Source organism: Streptomyces triculaminicus, from assembly GCF_017349075.1.
GTDB classification, from domain to species: domain Bacteria; phylum Actinomycetota; class Actinomycetes; order Streptomycetales; family Streptomycetaceae; genus Streptomyces; species Streptomyces triculaminicus.
Window position 1 is genome coordinate 656658 of sequence record NZ_JAFMOF010000003.1, and the last position, 20837, is coordinate 677494.

Sequence of the window (20837 nt, forward strand, 5' to 3'; positions counted from 1 at the left end):
GGCCGGATAGGCTCTCGGCCGATGGACACCGACGAACAGCTCGCACAGCTTCCGGAGCGCGACCGCTCTTCCGGCCCCGTACAGGGCCGGGGGCAGGGGTCGCGCTCCGCGCGTTTTCCGGCCGTCGCGCGCTCCTGGGACCGCGCCCGGCGGTGGCTGACCGACGGCGGGCCGCTGCGCCGGGCCGGGCTGCTGCTGTTCACCTGCATGATCTTCCTGCTTCTGGTCAGCAGCTATGTCGTGCAGCCCTTCGTGATTCCCAGCGGATCGATGAGGAACACCCTCGCGGTCGGCGACCGGGTTCTGGTCAACAAGCTCGCCTACCGCTTCGGGGACGAGCCCCGGCGCGGCGACGTGATCGTCTTCGACGGCACCGACTCCTTCACCCAGGGCGCGCCCGAGGAGAACGCGGTGCGCGCGCTGGTGCGCGAGGGCGCGTCGTCCGTGGGGCTCATGAGGTCCGCGCGGAGCGACTACATCAAGCGGGTGGTGGGCGTCGGCGGCGACCGGGTCCGGTGCTGCGACCGCGCCGGCCGGCTCGAGGTCAACGGCCATCCGGTGCTCGAGGAATACCTCTACCCGGGCGACTCGCCTTCGCAGGTGCCGTTCGACATCGTGGTGCCGGAGGGCAAGCTATGGGTCATGGGTGACCATCGCAGTGACTCCCGTGATTCACGTGACCATTTGGGCGAGCCCGGTGGCGGCACCGTTCCGGTGGGCCGCGTCCTGGGGCGGGCCGACTGGATCGGCTGGCCGATGGGCCGTATGACCTCGCTGAAACGGGCCGGTGCCTTCGCGGACGTACCCGATCCGGGTGCGGGCGGCGCGGCGGGCCACGGCGGCGGCCCGCATGGGTAGCCGCGGGCGCCCCAGCGGGCGTACGGCCCTGGCCGGGCGGGCGGCCCCGGACGGGCGCATGCGTACGGGTGAGCGTACGACGGGCGCGGGCGGCTACGCGGGGCCGGTGGAAGCGGAGGCGGAAGCTGGTGCTCCGGCGGGGTCCGGCGCCGCGCCGCCGGTGACCGGCGGCCGCGCCGAGCGGCGGAAGGCCGCCCAGCGGCTGAAGCGCCGGCGGCGCAGGTCCGTGATCAAGGAGGTGCCCGTCCTCATAGGTGTGGCGCTGCTGATCGCCCTGGTCCTCAAGACGTTTCTCGTACAGGCGTTCGTGATTCCGTCCGGCTCGATGGAGCAGACCATCCGGATCGGCGACCGGGTGCTCGTCGACAAGCTGACGCCGTGGTTCGGCACCCGGCCGGAGCGCGGGGACGTGGTGGTCTTCAAGGACCCGGGCGGCTGGCTGGACGGGGACCAGACGTACTCCGGCGGGCCGGACCCGGTGGGGATCAAGCAGGCGAAGCAGGCCCTGACGTTCATCGGGCTGCTGCCGTCCGCCGACGAGCGGGATCTGATCAAGCGCGTGATCGGGGTCGGCGGCGACACGGTCAAGTGCTGCGACAAGGACGGCAAGGTCACGGTCAACGGAAAGCCGCTCGAGGAGCCGTACGTCCATCCCGGCGACGCGCCCTCGAAGCTGACGTTCGAGGTGAAGGTGCCGCCGGGCCGGCTTTTCGTCATGGGCGACCACCGCTCCGATTCGGCCGATTCCCGCTACCACCTGAGCGAGCCGGGACGCGGCACGGTCGGCGAGGACCTGGTGGTGGGCCGTGCGGCGGTCATCGCCTGGCCGTTCGGGCACTGGCGACGGCTGTAGCCGACGGTCGCTTGCACCTCCCGTATCTCCCGCACCTCCCGCAGCGCCTCGCGCGGCACCTCACGAAGGGGCGAATCGGGTGAATTCGACGCGCCGGGCAGGGGTGCGTACGGGGACGAACCGGTGCATAGCGTGTCCTCACGGATCGCGATGGATTGACCCGACTCCCGACCCCTGTGGAACTTCCGCTCGTTAGGGGAGTGGTGGGCCTGCGTCACAAATGCGGCAGGCGGCGGTGTGGAGTGAGGAGTGGATGTGGGGGACTTGGCGGTCGGCGCGCGGTCCGGTCACGGCGAGCCCGAGAGGCGGCCCGGGGACGAGGGACACCCGGGGGAGACGCCCCGGAACCCCGGCGGCCGGCCTGAGCCGCGGGCCGAGGCCGGCCCCCCGGCCGGCGACGACCCGGGAGTCCGCCCCCCGGCGGACCCCGGAAACCCGGACGAGGCGCCGCGCACGGACGCCGGCCGGAGTGACGGCCGGCAGCCGCCCGGCCCCGGAGCGGATCCGGAGCCGGCCCGGCGCGAGCCCTCGAGGTCGCGCTCCTTCTGGAAGGAGCTGCCGCTCCTCATCGGCATCGCCCTGCTGCTCGCGCTGGTGATCAAGACGTTCCTGGTGCAGGCCTTCTCGATCCCCTCCGATTCGATGCAGAACACCCTCCAGCGCGGCGACCGGGTGCTGGTGGACAAGCTGACGCCGTGGTTCGGGTCGAAACCCGAGCGGGGCGAGGTCGTGGTCTTCCACGATCCCGGCGGCTGGCTCGGCGAGACCCCCGCCGCGAACAACGGACCGATCGGCGGCGGCATCCAGAAGGTGCTCAGCTTCGTCGGTCTGATGCCCTCGGCCGAGGAGAAGGACCTGATCAAGCGGGTCATCGCCACCGGCGGGGACACCGTGGAGTGCAAGGGCGACAACCAGCCGGTGGTCGTCAACGGCAAGCCGCTGGACGAGCCGTACATCTACCCCGGCAACACTCCCTGCAGCGACAAGCCGTTCGGCCCGGTCAAGGTGCCCGAGGGCCGGATCTGGGTGATGGGCGACCACCGCCAGGACTCCCTCGACTCGCGCTGGCACATGGAGGGCGACAAGTTCCAGGGCACGGTCCCGGAGGACGACGTCGTCGGCCGCGCGGTCGCCGTCGCCTGGCCGCTGAACCGGCTCGACTTCCTGTCGGTGCCCAAGACCTTCGACCAGCCGGGGCTGAACGCGGCGGGTGCCGCCGTGCCGCCGGCGCTCGGGCTGGTGGGTGCGCTGCCGGTGGTGCTGTGGCGCCGGCGCCGGATCGCGCGCGCCGCCGAGGCCGGTGAGACCGTGCGCGCGGCCGCGGCCGGTGAGCGGGTCGTTCGGGCCGGTACGCGGGGCATTCGGGCCGGCCGGAGGGGCTGACTGGCGGCCGTACCCCCGGGTAGTGTGCGATTCCGTGCCCCAGGGCATGCGGAATCCGATCTTCCACGAGGCGTCGGCCCCGTGGTCCTGACGCGGGGGCGCGACGCGATGAGCACAGCGGGATGTGACGGGGACGGCCAGAGCCGCACGGGCAGAGCGCTGTCCGGGCTGGCCGTGGCCCTCGGACTGGCCCTCTTCATAGGCGGCTTCGCCTGGGCCGCCGTGCAGTACCGGCCGTACACCGTCCCCACCGACTCGATGGCCCCCACGATCTCCGTCGGCGACCGGGTCCTCGCCCAGCGCGTGCACGGCGACGCCGTGCGCCGCGGGGACGTCGTCGTCTTCCAGGACAAGGTCTGGGGCAACATGCCCATGATCAAGCGGGTCGTGGGCACCGGCGGGGACCGGATCGAGTGCTGCGACCGGCAGGGCCGCCTGATGATCAACGGCAAGCCGCTGGAGGAGCCCTATCTGGCCCCGGCGGACGGCCCGGCCTCGCCCACCCCCTTCACCGCCACCGTGCCGGAGGGCCGGCTCTTCCTCCTCGGCGACCACCGCACCGACTCGGTGGACTCCCGCACCCACCTGGCCGACGGCGGCCAAAGCGCGGTCCCGCGCGACGCCGTCCGGGCGCGGGTGGACGCCACGGCCTGGCCGATGGCCGGCTGGGGCATGATCGACCGGCCCGGCGCCTTCGGCGACCTGCCCGGCGGCACCTCCCGTCCCGGGCCGCTGCCCCTGATGGTCACGTGCGTGATCGCGGGCGCCGTGCTCATCCTGGGAGGTGCGGCGTACGGACCGCTGGCCCGGCGGTCGGCGGGCCGCGGGAAGGTGGCGGTGCCCCATGGCTGAACCGGCCGGGGAGGGCACGGCCCCGCGCCGGGCGGCGCGGGTGATCCTGCTCGACCCCGACGACCGGGTGCTGCTCATCCATGGCTTCGAGCCCGACGACCCCTCGGTGACCTGGTGGTTCACCCCGGGCGGCGGCCTCGAGGGCGACGAGAGCTGGGAGGAGGCGGCCCATCGGGAGGTGGCCGAGGAGACCGGGATCACAGAGATCGAACTGGGCCCGGTGCTGTGGCTGCGGACGTGCTCCTTCCCCTTCGCCGGACGGCGCTGGGACCAGGACGAGCGCTACTTCCTGGCCCGCACCCGGCAGCGGGAACCCGCCCTGCGCACCGGCGGGCACACGGAGCTGGAACGCCGCAGTACCAGCGGGCTGCGGTGGTGGACCTGCGAGGAACTCCTCGCGGCCCATGAGACGGTGTATCCGAACAGGCTCGCCGAGCTGCTGCGTACGCTGCTCGACGAGGGGCCCCCTAGTACGCCCGTGCTCCTGGAGACTGAGCGCGCCTGACGCACAATGGGGGGACGCACGGCTGAAGGGGAACATGCCATGAGCGCCGAGGACCTCGAGAAGTACGAGACCGAGATGGAGCTGAAGCTCTACCGGGAGTACCGCGACGTCGTCGGTCTGTTCAAATACGTGATCGAAACCGAGCGGCGCTTCTACCTCACCAACGACTACGAGATGCAGGTGCACTCCGTCCAGGGCGAGGTCTTCTTCGAGGTCTCGATGGCGGACGCGTGGGTGTGGGACATGTACCGCCCGGCCCGCTTCGTGAAGCAGGTGCGGGTGCTCACGTTCAAGGACGTGAACATCGAGGAGCTCAACAAGAGCGATCTCGACCTTCCGGGGACGTGAGGCGGGGGCCGGGCCTCGTGGGTGCCTGAACTGCTCGTTCGGGTGGCGGGGTTTTCCACAACCGGTCGGTTATCCACCAAGATCCAACAGGGGGCGGCGGGGGCTTCATAGTCGGCACCGGAGGTGGTGCCGATGAACGCCCGAGGGGGACTCGGAAGGTACGGGGAGGACCTGGCCGCGCGTCGGCTGGCCGAGGCCGGGATGACGCTGCTGGCCCGCAACTGGCGGTGCCGGGACGGCGAGATCGACATCGTGGCCGCGGACGGCGACACCCTGGTCATCTGCGAGGTGAAGGCCCGGCGCGAGGGCCTTTTCGAACATCCCATGGCCGCGGTCCGGGCGGGCAAGGCCGGCCGGCTGCGCCTGCTCGCCGGCCGCTGGCTGGAGCGGCACGGCGGCGCGCCGCCGGCGGGCGGGGTGCGCATCGACCTGGTGGGCGTGGTCGTCCCCGGGCGGGGCGCCCCCGTGGTGGAGCACGTCAGGGGGGTGGCGTGATGGGCTTCGCCCGTACGTGCTCGGTGGCGCTGGTGGGTGTCGAGGGCGTGGTCGTCGAGGTCCAGGCGGACCTTGAGCCGGGAGTCGCGGCGTTCACCCTGGTGGGGCTGCCGGACAAGAGCCTGAGCGAGAGCCGTGACCGGGTCCGGGCGGCGCTGGTGAACTCGGGCGCCGAGTGGCCGCAGAAGAAGCTGACCGTGGGCCTGAGCCCGGCCTCCGTGCCCAAGGGCGGCAGCGGCTTCGACCTGGCCGTGGCCTGCGCGGTGCTGGGCGCGGCGGAGCGCCTCGACCCCCGCGCGATCGCCGATCTGGTGATGATCGGCGAGCTGGGCCTGGACGGCCGGGTCCGCCCGGTGCGCGGGGTGCTCCCCGCGGTCCTCGCCGCCGCCGACGCCGGGTACCGCCAGGTCGTGGTGCCCGAGCGCACGGCGGCGGAGGCGGCGCTGGTGCCGGGGGTCTCGGTCCTGGGGGTGCGCAGCCTGCGGCAGCTGATCGCGGTGCTGACGGACGAGCCGGTGCCCGAGGAGGACGAGGTCCCGCCGGTGGAGGGCCGGCCCGATCCGATGCTGGCGGGGCTGGCCCTGCCGGGCACGGCCCCACCGGCCGGGGACCGGTACGGCGAGCGGCTTCCCGACCTGGCCGAGGTCGCCGGGCAGGCCAGGGCCCGCCGCGCGCTGGAGGTGGCGGCCGCCGGGCGGCACCACCTCTACTTCCTGGGCCCGCCGGGGGCCGGCAAGACGCTCCTGGCCGAGCGGCTGCCGGGGCTGCTGCCGCCTCTCACGCCCCAGGAGTCCCTGGAGGTAACGGCGGTTCATTCGGTGGCCGGAGTCCTGCCCGCCGGGCAACCCCTGATCGACCGCGCGCCCTACTGCGCGCCCCACCACTCGGCGTCCATGCCTTCGCTCGTCGGTGGCGGATCGGGGCTGCCCCGGCCGGGAGCGGTCTCGCTGGCGCATCGAGGGGTGCTGTTCATGGACGAGGCTCCCGAGTTCTCCGGACGGGTGCTGGACGCTCTGCGCCAGCCGCTGGAGTCGGGGCATGTGGTGGTGGCCCGCTCGGGCGGGATGATGCGGCTGCCCGCCGCCTTCCTGCTGGTGCTCGCCGCGAACCCCTGCCCCTGTGGCCGGCACGGCATGACCGGCGAGGGCTGCCAGTGCCCGCCGCAGGCGGTCAGGCGCTACCTGAGCCGGCTGTCCGGGCCGCTGATGGACCGGGTGGACCTGAGAGTGCGCGTCGAGCCGGTCTCCCGTTCGGAACTGACCGGCGCCGGCGCGGCGGCCGAGAACAGCGCCGTCGTCGCGGCCCGGGTGCGCGAGGCCCGGGAGCGGGCCGCCGCCCGGTACGCGGGCACGCCCTGGCACACCAACAGCGAGGTCCCCGGGCACGAGCTGCGCACCCGCTGGAGAGCCGAGCCCGAGGCGCTGGCGGAGGCCGAAGGGGACATGGAGCGGGGGCTGCTGACGGCCCGGGGGCTGGACCGGGTGCTGCGCGTGGCGTGGACGGTGGCGGACCTCGCCGGGCGCGACCGGCCCGGTGCCGAGGACGTCGTCCACGCGCTGGAGCTGCGCACGGGCGTGCTGCGCGGCGTGGTCGGCGCCGGAGGCCGGCCGTGAGCGCGCCCGGCCCGGAGGAGAGGCTCGCGCGGGCCGCGCTGACCGGGCTGACCGAGCCCGGGGACGAGCGCGTGGGGCGGTGGCTGCGGCAGATGGGGCCGGTGGCGCTGGTGCGGGGGCTGACCGGGGCCGGGCCGCCGCCGGCCGGGGCCCGGGCGGACCGGATCGCCGGGTGCCGGGCGCGGGCCGCGACGCTCGACCCGGGCGCCGACCTGGCGGCCGTGGAGCGGATAGGCGGCCGCTTCCTGTGCCCGGGCGACGCCGAGTGGCCGGGGCAGCTTGACGACCTGGGGGACGCCCGGCCCATCGGGCTGTGGGTGCGCGGCAGCCCCAGCCTCCGGCTGTGGGCGCTGCGGTCCGTCGCCGTGGTGGGCGCCCGCGCCTGCACCGACTACGGCTCCTACGTGGCCGCCCTGCTCGGCTCGGGGCTGGCGGAGCGCGGCTGGGTGGTGGTCTCGGGTGCCGCGTACGGGGTCGACGGGGCGGCGCACCGCGGGGCGCTCGCCGTGGGCGGGGCGACGGTGGCGGTGCTGGCCTCCGGGGTGGACGTGCCCTATCCGCGCGGGCACACCGAGTTGATCGACCGGATCACGGAACAGGGGCTGGTGCTGGCGGAATTGCCGCCGGGCGGGCATCCCACGCGCAGCCGCTTCGTGCTCCGCAACCGCGTCATCGCGGCATTGACGCGGGGGACGGTGGTCGTGGAGGCCGAGTACCGCAGCGGGTCGCTGGTCACGGCGCGCCGGGCGCGGCAGCTGGGGCGGCAGACGATGGGGGTGCCCGGCCCGGTCACGTCCGGCCTCTCGGCGGGGGTGCACGAACTGCTGCGCGAGGGGGCCTGTGTGGTGACCGACGCCGACGAGATCGCCGAGCTCGTGGGCGGCATCGGCGAGCTGGCTCCCGAGCGGCGCGGCCCGGTGGTGCCCCGGGATCTGCTGGAGCCGGTGGCGCTGCGGGCGCTGGAGGCCGTCCCCGGACGTGACGGCGGGGACGCCGCGATCGTCGCACGAAACGCCGGGATGGGCCGCGAGCGGACGCTCGCCAGCCTGTACGAACTTCAGGCGCTGGGATTCGTGGAACGGCGGGGCGATCTCTGGCGGCTGGCTGACGCGGCGTCAACATCCGGCACCACCAAGCCCCCCGGACGGCGCCCCCCTGTGCGGCGAGGCGGTGCTTGACCTGGGGTGATCGGGTGAAAGGGTTAAGGCGGTGACCGCGGCGGCCGATACGGCGGGCTCCGCGGGGCCGCCGGGCGCCCCGGCGGCCGTCACTCGGAGCACGGCGGGACACGGCCGCGTCCATCAAAGGAGTCTCCTCGCTCACCGCAGTGCTCCGGTCACGCTACGCTCACGGGATTCCATCCATTCGTACCAACCGGTCCACGTCACAGCAGAACGGCTCAGAACGACGAATGCCCCAGCACACCTCCGGGTCCGACCATGCGGCGGCACCACCCGCAGCGCGCGGCGCCGTGCGCCCTCCCGCACCCACGACGCTCGACGAGCTGTGGCGGTCGTACAAGGCCTCGGGCGACGACCGGCTGCGGGAACAACTGATCCTTCATTACTCACCCCTGGTGAAGTACGTGGCCGGGCGGGTCAGCGTCGGCCTGCCGCCCAATGTCGAGCAGGCCGACTTCGTCTCCTCCGGGATCTTCGGCCTCATCGACGCCATCGAGAAGTTCGACCCGTCCCGCTCCATCAAGTTCGAGACCTACGCCATCACCCGCATCCGGGGCGCCATGATCGACGAGCTGCGGGCCCTGGACTGGATCCCCCGCTCGGTCCGGCAGAAGGCGCGCGCCGTCGAGCGTGCGTACGCCACCCTGGAGGCCGCGCTGCGCCGCACCCCCTCCGAGGCCGAGGTGGCCGCGGAGATGGAGATCTCGCTCGAGGAACTGCACGCGGTCTTCAGCCAGTTGTCGCTGGCCAACGTGGTGGCGCTGGAGGAGCTGCTGTACTCCGGCGGCGAGGGCGGCGACCGGCTGAGCCTGATGGACACCCTCGAGGACACCGCGGCCGACGACCCCGTCGAGGTCGCCGAGGACCACGAGCTGCGCCGGCTTCTCGCCCGCGCGATCAACACCCTGCCCGACCGGGAGAAGACCGTCGTCACCCTCTACTACTACGAGGGCCTCACCCTCGCCGAGATCGGTCACGTCCTCGGCGTCACGGAAAGCAGGGTGAGCCAGATCCACACCAAGTCGGTCCTCCAGCTGAGGGCCAAACTGGCGGACGTCGGCCGCTGAGCCGCGCGCGGTTCCCTTCGTCGAATCGTCCCTCCACCGTCGTCCCCGGCGGGCCCGGTCCGTAAAGTGGGTCCGTGCCCAGGATTCGAGCGGCCTCAGTGGCCGAGCACCGGACGATGCAGCGCGACGCCCTCTTGGACGCCGCCCGCTCATTGCTGTCCGAAGGCGGTACGGAGGCGCTGACCTTCCCCGCCCTCGCCGAGCGCACGGGACTCGCGCGGTCCTCGGTCTACGAGTACTTCCGCTCGCGCGCGGCCGTCGTCGAAGAACTGTGCGCCGTGGACTTCCCCGTCTGGGCGGCGGAGGTCGAGGCCGCGATGGAGGGGTCGGACACCCCCGAGGGCAAGATCGAGGCGTATGTACGGCAGCAGCTGGCGCTCGTCGGCGACCGCCGGCACCGCGCCGTCGTCGCCATCTCCGCCGGAGAGCTCGACCCGGGCGCCCGCGAGAAGATCCGCGCCGCCCACGGCGGGCTGATCGCCATGGTCGTCGAGGCTCTGATGACCCTCGGCCACGAGCAGCCCCGGCTGACCGCCATGCTGCTGCAGGGCGTGGTCGACGCCGCCGTCCGCCGCATCGAGCTCGGCGCCGCCGAGGAGCCGGACCGGATCACCGAGGCCGCCGTCGCCATGGCCCTGCGCGGCGTCCAGGGCTGACCCCGGCGGGCCGGGCGGCCCGGACCCGAGCGGACCGGACACCGGCGGACCAGCCCCGAGCGGCCCAGGCCCCGGTGGCCCCGACCCCGGCGGGCCGGCCCCCAGCGGGCCGGTGAGCGGCAGGAGCCGGGACGGCCCGCCTCGCAGCATCCACCGCGGCAGCAGGCTGAGCGGGTCCAGGTAGGCCTCCCCGCGCCGCAGTCCCCAGTGGAGGCAGCCGCCCGGGCAGTGGAACGGGCCCGTCTCCAGTGCCCCCACCACCTCGCCGGCCGCCACCCGCGCCCCCTCGCGCACCGAGGCCCGCACCGGCTCGTACGTCGTGCGCAGCGGCGGGCTGCCCGTCCCGGCCAGCTCGACCACCAGCACCCCGCGCCCGGCCACCGTGCCCGCGAAGGAGACGGTCCCCGCCGCCGCGGCCCGTACCGGCCGGTACGCCGCCGCCCGTAGGTCCACGCCCCGGTGGCCGGCCGCCCAGGGTGCCGGGGGCGGCTCCCAGGCGCGCAGGACCGGCGGCCGCCGCGCGCCCGCCGCCCCGGCCACCGGCCACGCACGGTCACCGTCCGGACCCCTCGGGCCGGGGCCGGCAACCGCGGGGGCGGACGTACACCAATGGATGAGGACCGCGAGGGCGCAGAGCGCGAGCGCCCGCACGGCCGAGCCCAGTCGTCGCATGGCGCAACGGTGACGGAGTTCGCCGGGCCGTGGGGATCTTGGCGGTGATCTGTGGACTACTCGCCGGTTGTGCATAACGCCGTCACCCGGCGGTTCTCCGGTCCCGTACACTTCTCTTGGCGATCCGGGTCACCGGGTCGACTTCGCACGCCCCGCCACTGGCGCGTCAGACCCACTCGGGCAGCCCGGTGGCCGTGTCTCTCGGTCCGTGTACGGCTTCTCGCAAGGGATCCGTCCACGGCAGGCGCGTCGGGGCGTCAGGAGCGGCGGCCGCCCGGCCGTCGTGGAACCGAGTATTTCAAGGAGCGCGGCCATGGCCGTCGTCACGATGCGGGAGCTGCTGGAGAGCGGCGTCCACTTCGGTCACCAGACCCGTCGTTGGAACCCGAAGATGAAGCGTTTCATCTTCACGGAGCGCAACGGCATCTACATCATCGACCTGCTCCAGTCGCTGTCGTACATCGACCGCGCCTACGAGTTCGTCAAGGAGACCGTCGCGCACGGCGGCTCCATCATGTTCGTCGGTACGAAGAAGCAGGCCCAGGAGGCCATCGCCGAGCAGGCGACGCGCGTCGGCATGCCCTACGTCAACCAGCGCTGGCTGGGCGGCATGCTCACCAACTTCTCGACCGTCTACAAGCGCCTGCAGCGCCTGAAGGAGCTCGAGCTCATCGACTTCGAGGATGTGGCCGCCTCCGGCCTCACCAAGAAGGAGCTCCTGGTCCTCTCCCGCGAGAAGGCCAAGCTCGAGAAGACCCTCGGCGGTATCCGCGAGATGCAGAAGGTGCCCAGCGCCGTCTGGATCGTGGACACCAAGAAGGAGCACATCGCCGTCGGTGAGGCGCGCAAGCTGCGCATCCCGGTCGTCGCGATCCTCGACACCAACTGCGACCCCGACGAGGTCGACTACAAGATCCCGGGCAACGACGACGCCATCCGCTCCGTCACCCTGCTCACCCGCGTGATCGCCGACGCCGTCGCCGAGGGCCTCATCGCCCGCTCCGGTGCCGCCACCGGTGACGCGAAGGCCGACAAGGCCGCCGGCGAGCCGCTGGCCGAGTGGGAGCGCGACCTGCTCGAGGGCGAGAAGAAGGCCGACGAGAAGCCGGCCGAGGCCGCTGCCGAGGCTGCTGTCGAGGCTCCGGCCGAGGCCGAGGCCGAGGCCGAGAAGCCGGCGGACGCCGAGCAGGCCTGACGCCCTGCCGTACCGGACGGCGGGGGCCCTCGCTCCCGCCGTCGCCTGGTGGATCCACTGTCGGACCCCGTCAGCGGGACGGGGACCGGCAGCTGTGGTGACCTCAAGACGGACCAGCCTTGCCGATGACGCCGAAAGCCGCGGCAAGGCGTAGTGCAGAAGAAGGATTGAAGGATGGCGAACTTCACCGCCGCTGACGTCAAGAAGCTCCGCGAGCTCACCGGCGCCGGCATGATGGACTGCAAGAAGGCGCTCGACGAGGCCGAGGGCAACCTCGAGAAGGCCGTCGAGATCGTCCGCGTCAAGGGCCTGAAGGGCGTGGCCAAGCGCGAGAGCCGCACCACCGAGAACGGCGCCGTCGTCTCCGTCATCGCCGACGACAACACCTCCGGTGTCATCGTCGAGCTGAAGTGCGAGACCGACTTCGTCGCCAAGGGTGAGAAGTTCATCGCCGTCGCCGAGGCCCTGGCCGCCCACATCGCCAAGAGCGCTCCGGCCGACGTCGAGGCCCTGATGGCCTCCGAGATCGAGGCCGGCAAGACCGTCCAGGCGTTCGTGGACGAGGCCAACGCCACCCTCGGTGAGAAGATCGTCGTGGACCGCTTCGCGCAGTTCGCCGACGGCCAGGTCTTCGCCTACATGCACCGCACCGCCGCGGACCTGCCCCCGCAGGTCGGCGTGCTGGTCGAGCTGGACAAGGCCAACGCCGAGGTCGCCAAGGACGTCGCGCAGCACATCGCCGCCTTCGCGCCGAAGTTCCTCAACCGTGACGCCATCCCGGCCGACGTCGTGGAGAACGAGCGTCGCGTGGCCGAGGCCACCGCTCGCGAGGAGGGCAAGCCCGAGGCCGCCCTGCCGAAGATCGTCGAGGGTCGCGTCACCGGCTTCTTCAAGGAGCAGGTCCTGCTGGACCAGCCCTTCGCCAAGGACAACAAGAAGACCGTCCAGAAGGTTCTGGACGAGGCCGGTGTCACGCTGAAGCGCTTCGCCCGCATCCGCGTCGGCGCCTGAGCCGTCGGCAGCAGCGAATGACCCGCGACCCGCTAGGGTCGTACGCAGCCGACCGTCCACCGGCCGGCCGCTGATGTGACGAGGAGGCCATTGCCGCAGAGGGAACCGAAAGGATCCATCCGGCAATGGCCTTCTTCGTATGTGCACGAGGAGAACGCAATGAACCAGGGCGCGGACGCCAAGCAGGCCACCCACGACACCAGCGCCGAGTCCGGCAAGCGGCGTCGGTTCCTGCTGAAACTGTCAGGTGAGGCCTTCGCCGGCGGCGGCGGGCTCGGTGTCGACCCCGATGTCGTGCACGCCATCGCCCGTGAGATCGCGGCCGTGGTCCGCGAGGGCTACGAGATCGCCGTCGTCATCGGCGGCGGCAACTTCTTCCGCGGCGCCGAGCTGCAGCAGCGCGGCATGGACCGCGCGCGCTCGGACTACATGGGCATGCTCGGCACCGTGATGAACAGCCTCGCCCTCCAGGACTTCCTGTCCAAGGAAGGCGTCGAGACGCGGGTGCAGACCGGCATCACCATGGGCCAGGTCGCCGAGCCGTTCATTCCGCTGCGCGCCGTGCGCCACCTGGAGAAGGGCCGCGTCGTGATCTTCGGCGCGGGCATGGGCATGCCCTACTTCTCCACCGACACCACCGCCGCCCAGCGCGCCCTGGAGATCCACGCCGAGGCGATCCTCATGGGCAAGAACGGCGTCGACGGGGTCTACGACTCCGACCCGAAGAAGAACCCCGACGCGGTGAAGTTCGACGCCCTGGAGTACGGCGAGGTGCTCGCCCGCGGCCTGAAGGTCGCCGACGCCACCGCCATCAGCCTGTGCATGGACAACAAGGTGCCGATCCTGGTCTTCGAGCTGCTCGCCGAGGGCAACATTGCTCGCGCCGTCAAGGGTGAGAAGATCGGCACGCTCGTGAGCGACCAGGGCACGCGGGACTGAGAGCCCGTACGCCGTCCGCGTCTCACCGAAAGACGACGGACGGCAACTCCGTGCCATGGGAAGACCTCGGCACGGGGATGGACAACTGCCTGCCGGTCGGACACCGTGCAGGAGAAGACGCGCGCAGGGGCGAGGCTCTGCTTACTGATAACACCAGGAGCAAGTGGTGATCGAAGAGATCCTCCTCGAGGCCGAGGAGAAGATGGAGAAGGCCGTTGTGGTCGCCAAGGAGGACTTCGCGGCGATCCGCACCGGGCGTGCGCACCCGGCGATGTTCAACAAGATCGTTGCGGACTACTACGGCGCGCTGACGCCCATCAACCAGCTGGCGTCGTTCTCGGTGCCCGAGCCGCGCATGGCCGTGGTGACCCCGTTCGACAAGAGCGCGCTGCGCAACATCGAGCAGGCCATCCGCGACTCCGACCTCGGCGTCAACCCGAGCAACGACGGCAACATCATCCGGGTGACGTTCCCGGAGCTGACCGAGCAGCGTCGCAGGGACTACGTCAAGGTCGCCAAGACCAAGGCCGAGGACGCCAAGGTCTCGATCCGCTCCGTCCGCCGCAAGGCCAAGGACCTCCTCGACAAGCTCGTCAAGGACAAGGAGTCCGGCGAGGACGAGGTGCGCCGCGCGGAGAAGGAGCTCGACGACACCACCGCGAAGTACGTCGCGCAGGTGGACGAGCTGCTCAAGCACAAGGAAGCCGAGCTGCTCGAGGTCTGATGAACGACGCATCCTGGGGAGCCCCGCCACGCGCCGGACACTGGGGGTCCACCGATCAGGTACCCGCCCCCGGCTACCGCCGGGAGGCGCCCCCATCGGCGGGTCCTGTGCACGAGGCGGGTGCCGCGGCGCAGACTCGGCCCATGCCCATTGTGCCCGGAGCAGGCGGACACCAGGACGACGGAGCCGACCGTGAGCAGGGGGCCGCCCACATCGGCGGCCCTCTCTTCCGCGATGAACAGGAGCCCGACATCCGGCCGCAGGAGCCTTCCAGCCCCCAGGGGCCCAAGGCGAAGAAGAGCGCGGGCCGGGATCTGCGTGCCGCGATAGGGGTCGGTGTCGGCCTCGGCGCGGTGATCCTCGCCTCCCTGTTCATCTACAAGCCCGTCTTCCTCGGCGTGATCGTCGTCGCCGTGGTGGTCGGGCTGTGGGAGCTGACCTCCCGGCTGGCCGAGCGCAAGGCCATCAGGGCTCCCCTGGTGCCGCTGGCGATCGGTGGCGCCGCGATGATCGTCGCGGGCTATGTGGGCGGCGCCGAGGGCGCGTGGGTGGCCATGGCCTTCACCGCGCTCGCCGTGCTCGTATGGCGCATGACGGAGCCGCCGGACGACTACCTCAAGGACGTCACGGCGGGCATCTTCGCGGCGTTCTACGTGCCGTTCCTGGCCACGTTCGTGGCCCTGATGCTGGCGGCGGGCGACGGCGCCTGGCGGGTGCTGACGTTCCTGATCCTGACGGTCGTCAGCGACACGGGTGCGTACGCGGTGGGCTGGCGCTTCGGCAGGCACAAGCTCGCCCCGCGCATCAGCCCCGGCAAGACCCGCGAGGGCCTGGTCGGCGCGGTGGCGTTCGCGATGGTGGCGGGCGCGCTGTGCATGCAGTTCCTGATCGACGACGGAGTGTGGTGGCAGGGCCTGCTGCTGGGCTTCGCGGTCGCGATCAGCGCCACGCTGGGCGACCTCGGCGAGTCGATGATCAAGCGGGACCTGGGCATCAAGGACATGGGCGCCCTGCTGCCCGGCCATGGCGGGATCATGGACCGGCTGGACTCCCTGCTGCCGACCGCTCCGGTGGTGTGGCTGCTGATGGTGGCGTTCGTCGGCTCCGCCTAGACCGATCCGCCTAGACCGATCCGCCTGGATCGATCCGCCTGGGTCGATCCGGATTCGATCTTGATCGAATCGACCTGGATTCGTGCCAGGTACCCTGGAAGGGCTCGTCGTGCGCGGCGGGCCCTTTTCCGGCCCCGCGTCCGCGGGGGTGCCCCTGTGAGATCTCCGGGTTCCGGCATGTCATGCCGCTGGCTCCGCGACAGCGGAGATCATCCGCCATCGTCGCAATGAGGAGTTCCTGCTCATGGCCCCCGCGCCTGGAGAACTGACGTTCGTCGCCCCCCGCGGGGCCAAGCTGCCCCCGCGCCACCTCGCCGACCTCAGCCCGGCCGAGCGCCGCGAGGCCGTCGCCGCGATCGGCGAGAAGCCGTTCCGCGCCAAGCAGCTGTCCCAGCACTACTTCGCCCGCTACGCCCATGATCCGGCCCAGTGGACGGACATCCCGGCCGCCGCCCGGGAGAAGCTCGCGGGCGAGCTGCTGCCGGACCTGATGAGCGTGGTGCGGCACATCTCGTGCGACGACGACACCACCCGCAAGACCCTGTGGCGCCTGCACGACGGCAAGCTCGTCGAGTCCGTGCTCATGCGCTACCCCGACCGGGTCACCATGTGCATCAGCTCCCAGGCCGGCTGCGGCATGAACTGCCCGTTCTGCGCCACCGGCCAGGCGGGCCTGGACCGCAACCTGTCCACCGCCGAGATCGTCCACCAGATCGTGGACGGCATGCGCGCCCTGCGTGACGGCGAGGTGCCGGGCGGCCCCGCCCGCCTGTCCAACATCGTCTTCATGGGCATGGGCGAGCCGCTGGCGAACTACAAGCGCGTCGTCGGCGCCATCCGCCGGCTCACCGACCCCGAGCCGGACGGCCTGGGGCTCTCCCAGCGCGGCATCACCGTCTCCACCGTCGGCCTGGTCCCGGCGATGCACCGCTTCGCCGACGAGGGCTTCAAGTGCCGCCTGGCGGTCTCGCTGCACGCCCCCGACGACGAGCTGCGCGACACCCTCGTGCCCGTCAACACCCGCTGGAAGGTCCGCGAGGTCCTCGACGCCGCGTGGGAGTACGCCGAGAAGTCCGGCCGCCGGATCTCCATCGAGTACGCCCTGATCCGGGACATCAACGACCAGGCGTGGCGCGGTGACCTGCTCGGCCGGCTCCTCAAGGGCAAGCGGGTGCACGTCAACCTCATCCCGCTCAACCCCACCCCGGGCTCCAAGTGGACAGCCTCCCGTCCGGAGGACGAGCGCGCCTTCGTCGAGGCGATCGCCGCGCACGGCGTGCCCGTGACCGTGCGGGACACCCGTGGCCAGGAGATCGACGGGGCGTGCGGACAGCTGGCCGCGACCGAGCGCTGATACTGTCCCCCTGCACCACTCGCACAAGCGACCATTCGCACAAATGAACATCCGACAGGGGAGCGCAACGAGCGCTGAGAGTGCGGCACGGCCCGCAGACCCTCGGACCTGATCCGGTTAGTACCGGCGTAGGGAGTCAGCACCACCATGAACACCCATCTCCGGCGTGCCGTCGGCGCGGCCGCCGCGGCCGCGCTCGGCCTGCCCGTCCTCGCGGCCTGCGGGGGCTCCGACGAGGGCTCGGGGGAGTCGAAGAGCAAGACCGTCACCCTGGTCTCGCACGACTCCTTCGCGGCCTCCGACGCCGTGCTCGAGGAGTTCACCAAGCAAACCGGCTACAAGGTCAAGGTCCTCAAGAGCGGGGACGCCGGCCGGGCCGTCAACCAGGCGATCCTCTCCAAGAGCCACCCGCAGGGCGACGTCTTCTTCGGCGTCGACAACACCCTGCTCTCGCGCGCCCTCGACAAGGGCATCTTCGCCCCCTACGAGGCCAAGGGCCTGGACCGCGTCCCCAAGAGCCTGCAGGCCGACGCGGCCGAGCACCGCGTCACGCCCGTCGACACCGGCGACATCTGCGTCAACTACGACCGCGCCTACTTCGCGGACCACAAGCTGGACCCGCCGCAGTCCTTCGACGACCTGGTCAAGCCGGAGTACAAGGACCTCCTGGTCACCGAGAACTCCGCGACCTCCTCTCCCGGCCTCGCCTTCCAGCTCGCCACCGTCGCCAAGTACGGCGACGACGGCTGGAAGGACTACTGGAAGAAGCTCAAGGACAACGGCGTCGAGGTCGTCGACGGCTGGGAGCAGGCCTACAACGACCGCTTCTCCGGATCCGCCGCCGGAAAGAAGGCCAAGGGCGACAAGCCCCTCGTCGTCTCCTACGCCTCCAGCCCGCCCGCCGAGGTGCTCGGCGTGAAGCCGGCGCCCAAGGAGGGCCCGACCGGCGTGTCCACCGGCACCTGCTTCCGGCAGATCGAGTTCGCCGGCCTGCTCAAGGGCGCGAAGAACACCGACGGTGGCAAGGCCCTCCTGGACTTCCTGCTGAGCAAGAGGTTCCAGGAGGACATGCCGCTGCAGATGTTCGTCAAGCCCGCCACCGACGACGCCAAGCTGCCCGAGGTCTTCACCACGTACGGCGCGCGGATCGACAAGCCCGAGACGCTCGCCCCGGAGAAGATCGCCCAGAACCGCGACCAGTGGGTCAAGGAATGGTCCTCGCTCGTCCTGAGGTAGCCCCCCGCGACGCCGCCGCCCCCCAGGGCGGCGGCCCCCGGCGCACGGCGACGCGGCTCGGCCTGATGGCCCTGCCGCTCGCCTTCTTCGGCGTCTTCTTCGCCTACCCCGTCGCCTCGATCGTCGGCCGTGGCCTCAAGGACGACGGGCAGTGGCAGTTCGCCCGCGTCGGCGAGGTGATCACCGACCCGCGCATCGGCCACGTCCTGTGGTTCACCACCTGGCAGGCCGCCGCCTCCACCGGGCTGACGCTTCTCCTCGCGCTGCCCGGCGCGTACGTCCTCGCCCGCTTCGACTTCCCCGGCAAGCGCCTGCTGCGGGCCGTGGTCACCGTGCCCTTCGTCCTGCCCACCGTGGTGGTGGGCTCGGCCTTCCTGGCCCTGCTGGGCCACGGCGGACTGCTGGACGAGCTGTGGGGCGTACGCCTGGACACCACGGTCTGGGCGATCCTCCTCGCGCACGTCTTCTTCAACTACGCCGTGGTCGTCCGCACCGTCGGCGGCCTGTGGGCGCAGCTCGACCCGCGCCAGGAGGAGGCGGCACGCGTCCTGGGCGCCGGACGGTTCGCGGCCTGGCGGCGGGTGACCCTGCCCGCGCTGGTCCCGGCGATCGCGGCCGCCGCCCTGATGGTCTTCCTGTTCACCTTCACCTCCTTCGGCGTCATCCAGATCCTCGGCGGCCCCCGCTACGCCACCCTCGAGGTGGAGATCTACCAGCAGACCGCGCAGCTGCTCGACCTGCCCACGGCCGCCGTCCTGACCCTGGTGCAGTTCGCGGCGGTGGCCGCGCTGCTGGGCGTGCACGCCCGGACCGTGCGCCGGCGCGAGGCGACGCTGCACCTGGTCGACGCCGCCGGCACCGCCCGCCGGCCGCGCGGCGCCGCCGAGTGGACGCTGCTGGGCTCGGTCCTGGCCGTCGTCGCGCTGCTCGTGGTCGTCCCCCTGCTGGTGCTGGTCCTGCGCTCCTTCGACGGACCGGACGGCTACGGCCTGACCTACTACCGCGCCCTGGCCTCCGCCGGGGAGAACGGCGGGACGTTCGTCGTCGCCCCGCTCGAGGCGATCGGCAACTCCCTGGCCTACGGGCTGGCCGCCACCACCATCGCCGTCGTCGTGGGCGGCCTCGCCGCGGCGGCCCTCACCCGGCGCGAGGGACGGCTCGTACGCGGCTTCGACGCGCTGCTGATGCTGCCGCTGGGCACCTCGGCGGTGACCGTCGGCTTCGGCTTCCTGATCAGCCTGGACGAGCCCCCGCTGGACCTGCGCACCTCCTGGATCCTGGTGCCGCTGGCGCAGGCGCTGGTCGGCGTGCCCTTCGTCGTCCGCACCATGCTGCCGGTGCTGCGCGCCGTGGACGCCCGGCTGCGCGAGGCGGCGGCGGTGCTCGGCGCCTCCCCGCTGCGGGCCTGGCGCGAGGTGGACCTGCCCCTGGTGGGGCGGGCGCTGGCGGTGGCCGCGGGCTTCGCCTTCGCGGTCTCGCTGGGCGAGTTCGGGGCGACCGTCTTCATCGCCCGCCCCGACAGCCCCACCCTCCCGGTCGCCGTGGCCCGGCTGCTGGGCCGCCCCGGCGAGATGAACTACGGGCAGGCGATGGCCCTCAGCACCATCCTGATGCTGGTGTGCGCCGTGGCGCTGCTGGTGCTGGAGCGGGTGCGCACCGACCGCACGGGAGAGTTCTAGATGCTTCGGCTCGAAGAGGTGACCGTCCGCTTCGGCGAGCGCGCGGCGCTGGACGCGGTGGACCTCGAGGTCGCCGAACACGAGATCGTGTGCGTGCTCGGGCCCAGCGGCAGCGGCAAGTCCACCCTGCTGCGGGTGGTCGCCGGGCTGCTGCGGGCCGACGCCGGCCGCGTGCTCCTCGCCGGGCGGGACCAGGCCCAGGTGCCCACGCACCGGCGCGGAGTCGGCCTGATGTTCCAGGACCACCAGCTCTTCCCGCAGCGGGACGTCGGCGGCAACGTCGCCTTCGGCCTGCGCATGCGCGGCACCGCGCGCGCCGAGACCGAGCGCCGGGTCGGCGAGCTGCTGGACCTGGTGGGCCTGCCGGGGGCGGAGAAGAGGCTCGTGGGCGCGCTGTCGGGCGGCGAGCAGCAGCGCGTGGCCCTGGCCCGGGCCCTGGCGCCCGAGCCGCGACTGCTCATGCTCGACGAGCCGCTGGGCCAGCTCGACCGGAGCCTGCGCGAGCGCCTGGTCGTCGAGCTGCGGGCGCTGTTCGGCCGGCTGGGGACGACGGTCCTGGCGGTCACCCACGACCAGGGCGAGGCCTTCGCGCTCGCCGACCGGGTGGTCGTGATGCGCGACGGGCGCGTCGCCCAGGCGGGCACCCCGCTGGAGGTGTGGCAGCGGCCGGCGTCGGAGTTCGTGGCGCGCTTCCTGGGGTTCGAGAACGTGGTCCCCGCGACGGTGCGGGGCACGTCCGCGGAGACGGTGTGGGGGCGGCTGCCGGTGCCGGCGGGGGCGCGGCAGGGAGAGGGCTGCCTGCTCGTCCGGCCCGCCGGGGTGCGGTTGGTGCCGGCGGGGGAGGGGCTGCCTTGTACGGTCGCGGGCCGGACGTTCCGGGGGATCACGTCGTGGTGCGGTTGCGGCCGGAGGGCGGCGCCGCGCCGGAGCTGGAGGCTGCGTGTGCGCTGCGGGGGCTCCTGAGGTGGGTGATCGGGTGGGTGCCGGGTTCTCGGTGGACGAGGTCGTGGTTCTTCCCCCACCCCGCCCCTTCCCGTAACCGGGACTCCGCCCCGGACCCCGTGTCCTCAGACAAACGCCGGACGGGCTGACTTTCGTCAGCCC

Annotated in this window: 18 protein-coding genes, 3 pseudogenes and 1 riboswitch; of the genes and pseudogenes, 20 read left to right on the forward strand and 1 reads right to left on the reverse strand. The window is 72.4% G+C overall.

All coding sequences use genetic code 11. The features are described from left to right. The first annotated feature begins 21 nt into the window (after positions 1 to 21). The 11 genes and pseudogenes from lepB (J1792_RS21600) to J1792_RS21650 all read left to right on the forward strand — a co-directional run bounded on the left by lepB (J1792_RS21600) (position 22) and on the right by J1792_RS21650 (position 9811). Positions 22 to 858 carry a signal peptidase I gene (lepB, locus tag J1792_RS21600; RefSeq protein ID WP_086566023.1) on the forward strand — a complete coding sequence of 279 codons (837 nt, stop codon included), beginning with the start codon at positions 22 to 24 and terminating at the stop codon, positions 856 to 858. Then, positions 851 to 2076: pseudogene (gene lepB, locus J1792_RS21605) on the forward strand (signal peptidase I). The gene lepB (J1792_RS21600) and the pseudogene lepB (J1792_RS21605) overlap by 8 nt, the downstream one beginning before the upstream one ends. After that, complete coding sequence (lepB, locus tag J1792_RS21610; RefSeq protein ID WP_207248009.1) at positions 1967 to 3094, forward strand: signal peptidase I; 1128 nt, start codon at positions 1967 to 1969, stop codon at positions 3092 to 3094. Before lepB (J1792_RS21605) ends, lepB (J1792_RS21610) begins: the two are co-directional and overlap by 110 nt. 108 nt (positions 3095 to 3202) lie before the next feature. Continuing rightward, the gene (lepB, locus tag J1792_RS21615) at positions 3203 to 3946 is read left to right on the forward strand and encodes a signal peptidase I (RefSeq protein ID WP_207248010.1); all 744 of its coding nucleotides are present in this window, start codon (positions 3203 to 3205) and stop codon (positions 3944 to 3946) included. Continuing rightward, positions 3939 to 4451 carry an NUDIX hydrolase gene (locus J1792_RS21620; protein WP_086566021.1) on the forward strand — a complete coding sequence of 171 codons (513 nt, stop codon included), beginning with the start codon at positions 3939 to 3941 and terminating at the stop codon, positions 4449 to 4451. Before lepB (J1792_RS21615) ends, J1792_RS21620 begins: the two co-directional genes overlap by 8 nt. 39 nt (positions 4452 to 4490) lie before the next feature. Beyond that, positions 4491 to 4799 (forward strand): DUF2469 domain-containing protein, encoded by a 309-nt coding sequence (locus J1792_RS21625; RefSeq protein WP_071965846.1) that lies wholly within the window; start codon positions 4491 to 4493, stop codon positions 4797 to 4799. A 132-nt stretch (positions 4800 to 4931) separates the two neighbouring features. Next, positions 4932 to 5294 (forward strand): YraN family protein, encoded by a 363-nt coding sequence (locus J1792_RS21630; protein ID WP_086566020.1) that lies wholly within the window; start codon positions 4932 to 4934, stop codon positions 5292 to 5294. Next, a complete protein-coding gene (locus J1792_RS21635; RefSeq protein ID WP_086566019.1) occupies positions 5294 to 6907 on the forward strand; it encodes a YifB family Mg chelatase-like AAA ATPase in 1614 nt (537 codons plus the stop codon). The genes J1792_RS21630 and J1792_RS21635 overlap by 1 nt, the downstream gene beginning before the upstream one ends. Continuing rightward, a complete protein-coding gene (gene dprA / locus J1792_RS21640; RefSeq protein ID WP_086566018.1) occupies positions 6904 to 8085 on the forward strand; it encodes a DNA-processing protein DprA in 1182 nt (393 codons plus the stop codon). Before J1792_RS21635 ends, dprA begins: the two co-directional genes overlap by 4 nt. A gap of 233 nt (positions 8086 to 8318) precedes the next feature. After that, positions 8319 to 9155, forward strand: a complete 837-nt coding sequence (whiG, locus tag J1792_RS21645) for an RNA polymerase sigma factor WhiG (protein WP_086566017.1) — start codon at positions 8319 to 8321, stop codon at positions 9153 to 9155. Between the two features lie 98 nt (positions 9156 to 9253). Continuing rightward, on the forward strand, positions 9254 to 9811 hold the full coding sequence (locus tag J1792_RS21650; RefSeq protein WP_086566016.1) for a TetR/AcrR family transcriptional regulator: 558 nt from the start codon (positions 9254 to 9256) through the stop codon (positions 9809 to 9811). Positions 9812 to 10042: 231 nt separating this feature from the next. Here J1792_RS21650 and J1792_RS21655 read toward each other — a convergent pair. Then, positions 10043 to 10558, reverse strand: a pseudogene (locus J1792_RS21655) (peptidoglycan DD-metalloendopeptidase family protein); the annotation flags it as partial. A 238-nt stretch (positions 10559 to 10796) separates the two neighbouring features. Between J1792_RS21655 and rpsB the strand changes: the two are divergent. The 9 genes and pseudogenes from rpsB (at position 10797) to J1792_RS21700 (ending at position 20772) form a co-directional block, all read left to right on the forward strand. Continuing rightward, positions 10797 to 11678, forward strand: coding sequence for a 30S ribosomal protein S2 (gene rpsB / locus J1792_RS21660; protein WP_086566015.1), 882 nt, complete (start codon positions 10797 to 10799; stop codon positions 11676 to 11678). Positions 11679 to 11852: 174 nt separating this feature from the next. Beyond that, complete coding sequence (gene tsf / locus J1792_RS21665; RefSeq protein WP_086566014.1) at positions 11853 to 12689, forward strand: translation elongation factor Ts; 837 nt, start codon at positions 11853 to 11855, stop codon at positions 12687 to 12689. Positions 12690 to 12848: 159 nt separating this feature from the next. Next, on the forward strand, positions 12849 to 13628 hold the full coding sequence (pyrH, locus tag J1792_RS21670; protein ID WP_086566013.1) for a UMP kinase: 780 nt from the start codon (positions 12849 to 12851) through the stop codon (positions 13626 to 13628). A gap of 166 nt (positions 13629 to 13794) precedes the next feature. Then, positions 13795 to 14352 carry a ribosome recycling factor gene (gene frr / locus J1792_RS21675; RefSeq protein ID WP_086566041.1) on the forward strand — a complete coding sequence of 186 codons (558 nt, stop codon included), beginning with the start codon at positions 13795 to 13797 and terminating at the stop codon, positions 14350 to 14352. Further along, a complete protein-coding gene (locus tag J1792_RS21680) occupies positions 14352 to 15464 on the forward strand; it encodes a phosphatidate cytidylyltransferase (RefSeq protein WP_086566012.1) in 1113 nt (370 codons plus the stop codon). Before frr ends, J1792_RS21680 begins: the two co-directional genes overlap by 1 nt. A 244-nt stretch (positions 15465 to 15708) precedes the next feature. Next, entirely contained in the window at positions 15709 to 16818 is a 1110-nt protein-coding gene (rlmN, locus tag J1792_RS21685) for a dual-specificity RNA methyltransferase RlmN (RefSeq protein ID WP_086566011.1), read from the forward strand. Positions 16819 to 16864: 46 nt separating this feature from the next. After that, a riboswitch (TPP riboswitch) is annotated at positions 16865 to 16970 on the forward strand. Then, positions 16966 to 18054 (forward strand): thiamine ABC transporter substrate-binding protein, encoded by a 1089-nt coding sequence (locus J1792_RS21690; RefSeq protein WP_207248011.1) that lies wholly within the window; start codon positions 16966 to 16968, stop codon positions 18052 to 18054. Its footprint overlaps the riboswitch before it by 5 nt. Next, positions 18030 to 19733, forward strand: coding sequence for an ABC transporter permease (locus J1792_RS21695; RefSeq protein ID WP_372446147.1), 1704 nt, complete (start codon positions 18030 to 18032; stop codon positions 19731 to 19733). Before J1792_RS21690 ends, J1792_RS21695 begins: the two co-directional genes overlap by 25 nt. Beyond that, positions 19734 to 20772, forward strand: a pseudogene (locus J1792_RS21700) (ABC transporter ATP-binding protein). Positions 20773 to 20837 lie beyond the last annotated feature (65 nt).

Excerpts from the sequence above, each read along its gene's own strand:
- rlmN (WP_086566011.1), top strand. The coding sequence starts at position 15,709 with ATGGCCCCCGCGCCTGGAGAACTGACGTTCGTCGCCCCCCGCGGGGCC.
- pyrH (WP_086566013.1), top strand. The coding sequence starts at position 12,849 with ATGAACCAGGGCGCGGACGCCAAGCAGGCCACCCACGACACCAGCGCC.
- J1792_RS21680 (WP_086566012.1), top strand. The coding sequence starts at position 14,352 with ATGAACGACGCATCCTGGGGAGCCCCGCCACGCGCCGGACACTGGGGG.
- J1792_RS21695 (WP_372446147.1), top strand. The coding sequence starts at position 18,030 with ATGGTCCTCGCTCGTCCTGAGGTAGCCCCCCGCGACGCCGCCGCCCCC.
- lepB (WP_086566023.1), top strand. The coding sequence starts at position 22 with ATGGACACCGACGAACAGCTCGCACAGCTTCCGGAGCGCGACCGCTCT.
- tsf (WP_086566014.1), top strand. The coding sequence starts at position 11,853 with ATGGCGAACTTCACCGCCGCTGACGTCAAGAAGCTCCGCGAGCTCACC.
- rpsB (WP_086566015.1), top strand. The coding sequence starts at position 10,797 with ATGGCCGTCGTCACGATGCGGGAGCTGCTGGAGAGCGGCGTCCACTTC.
- J1792_RS21625 (WP_071965846.1), top strand. The coding sequence starts at position 4,491 with ATGAGCGCCGAGGACCTCGAGAAGTACGAGACCGAGATGGAGCTGAAG.
- whiG (WP_086566017.1), top strand. The coding sequence starts at position 8,319 with ATGCCCCAGCACACCTCCGGGTCCGACCATGCGGCGGCACCACCCGCA.
- J1792_RS21635 (WP_086566019.1), top strand. The coding sequence starts at position 5,294 with ATGGGCTTCGCCCGTACGTGCTCGGTGGCGCTGGTGGGTGTCGAGGGC.
- J1792_RS21630 (WP_086566020.1), top strand. The coding sequence starts at position 4,932 with ATGAACGCCCGAGGGGGACTCGGAAGGTACGGGGAGGACCTGGCCGCG.
- J1792_RS21620 (WP_086566021.1), top strand. The coding sequence starts at position 3,939 with ATGGCTGAACCGGCCGGGGAGGGCACGGCCCCGCGCCGGGCGGCGCGG.
- J1792_RS21690 (WP_207248011.1), top strand. The coding sequence starts at position 16,966 with ATGAACACCCATCTCCGGCGTGCCGTCGGCGCGGCCGCCGCGGCCGCG.
- lepB (WP_207248010.1), top strand. The coding sequence starts at position 3,203 with ATGAGCACAGCGGGATGTGACGGGGACGGCCAGAGCCGCACGGGCAGA.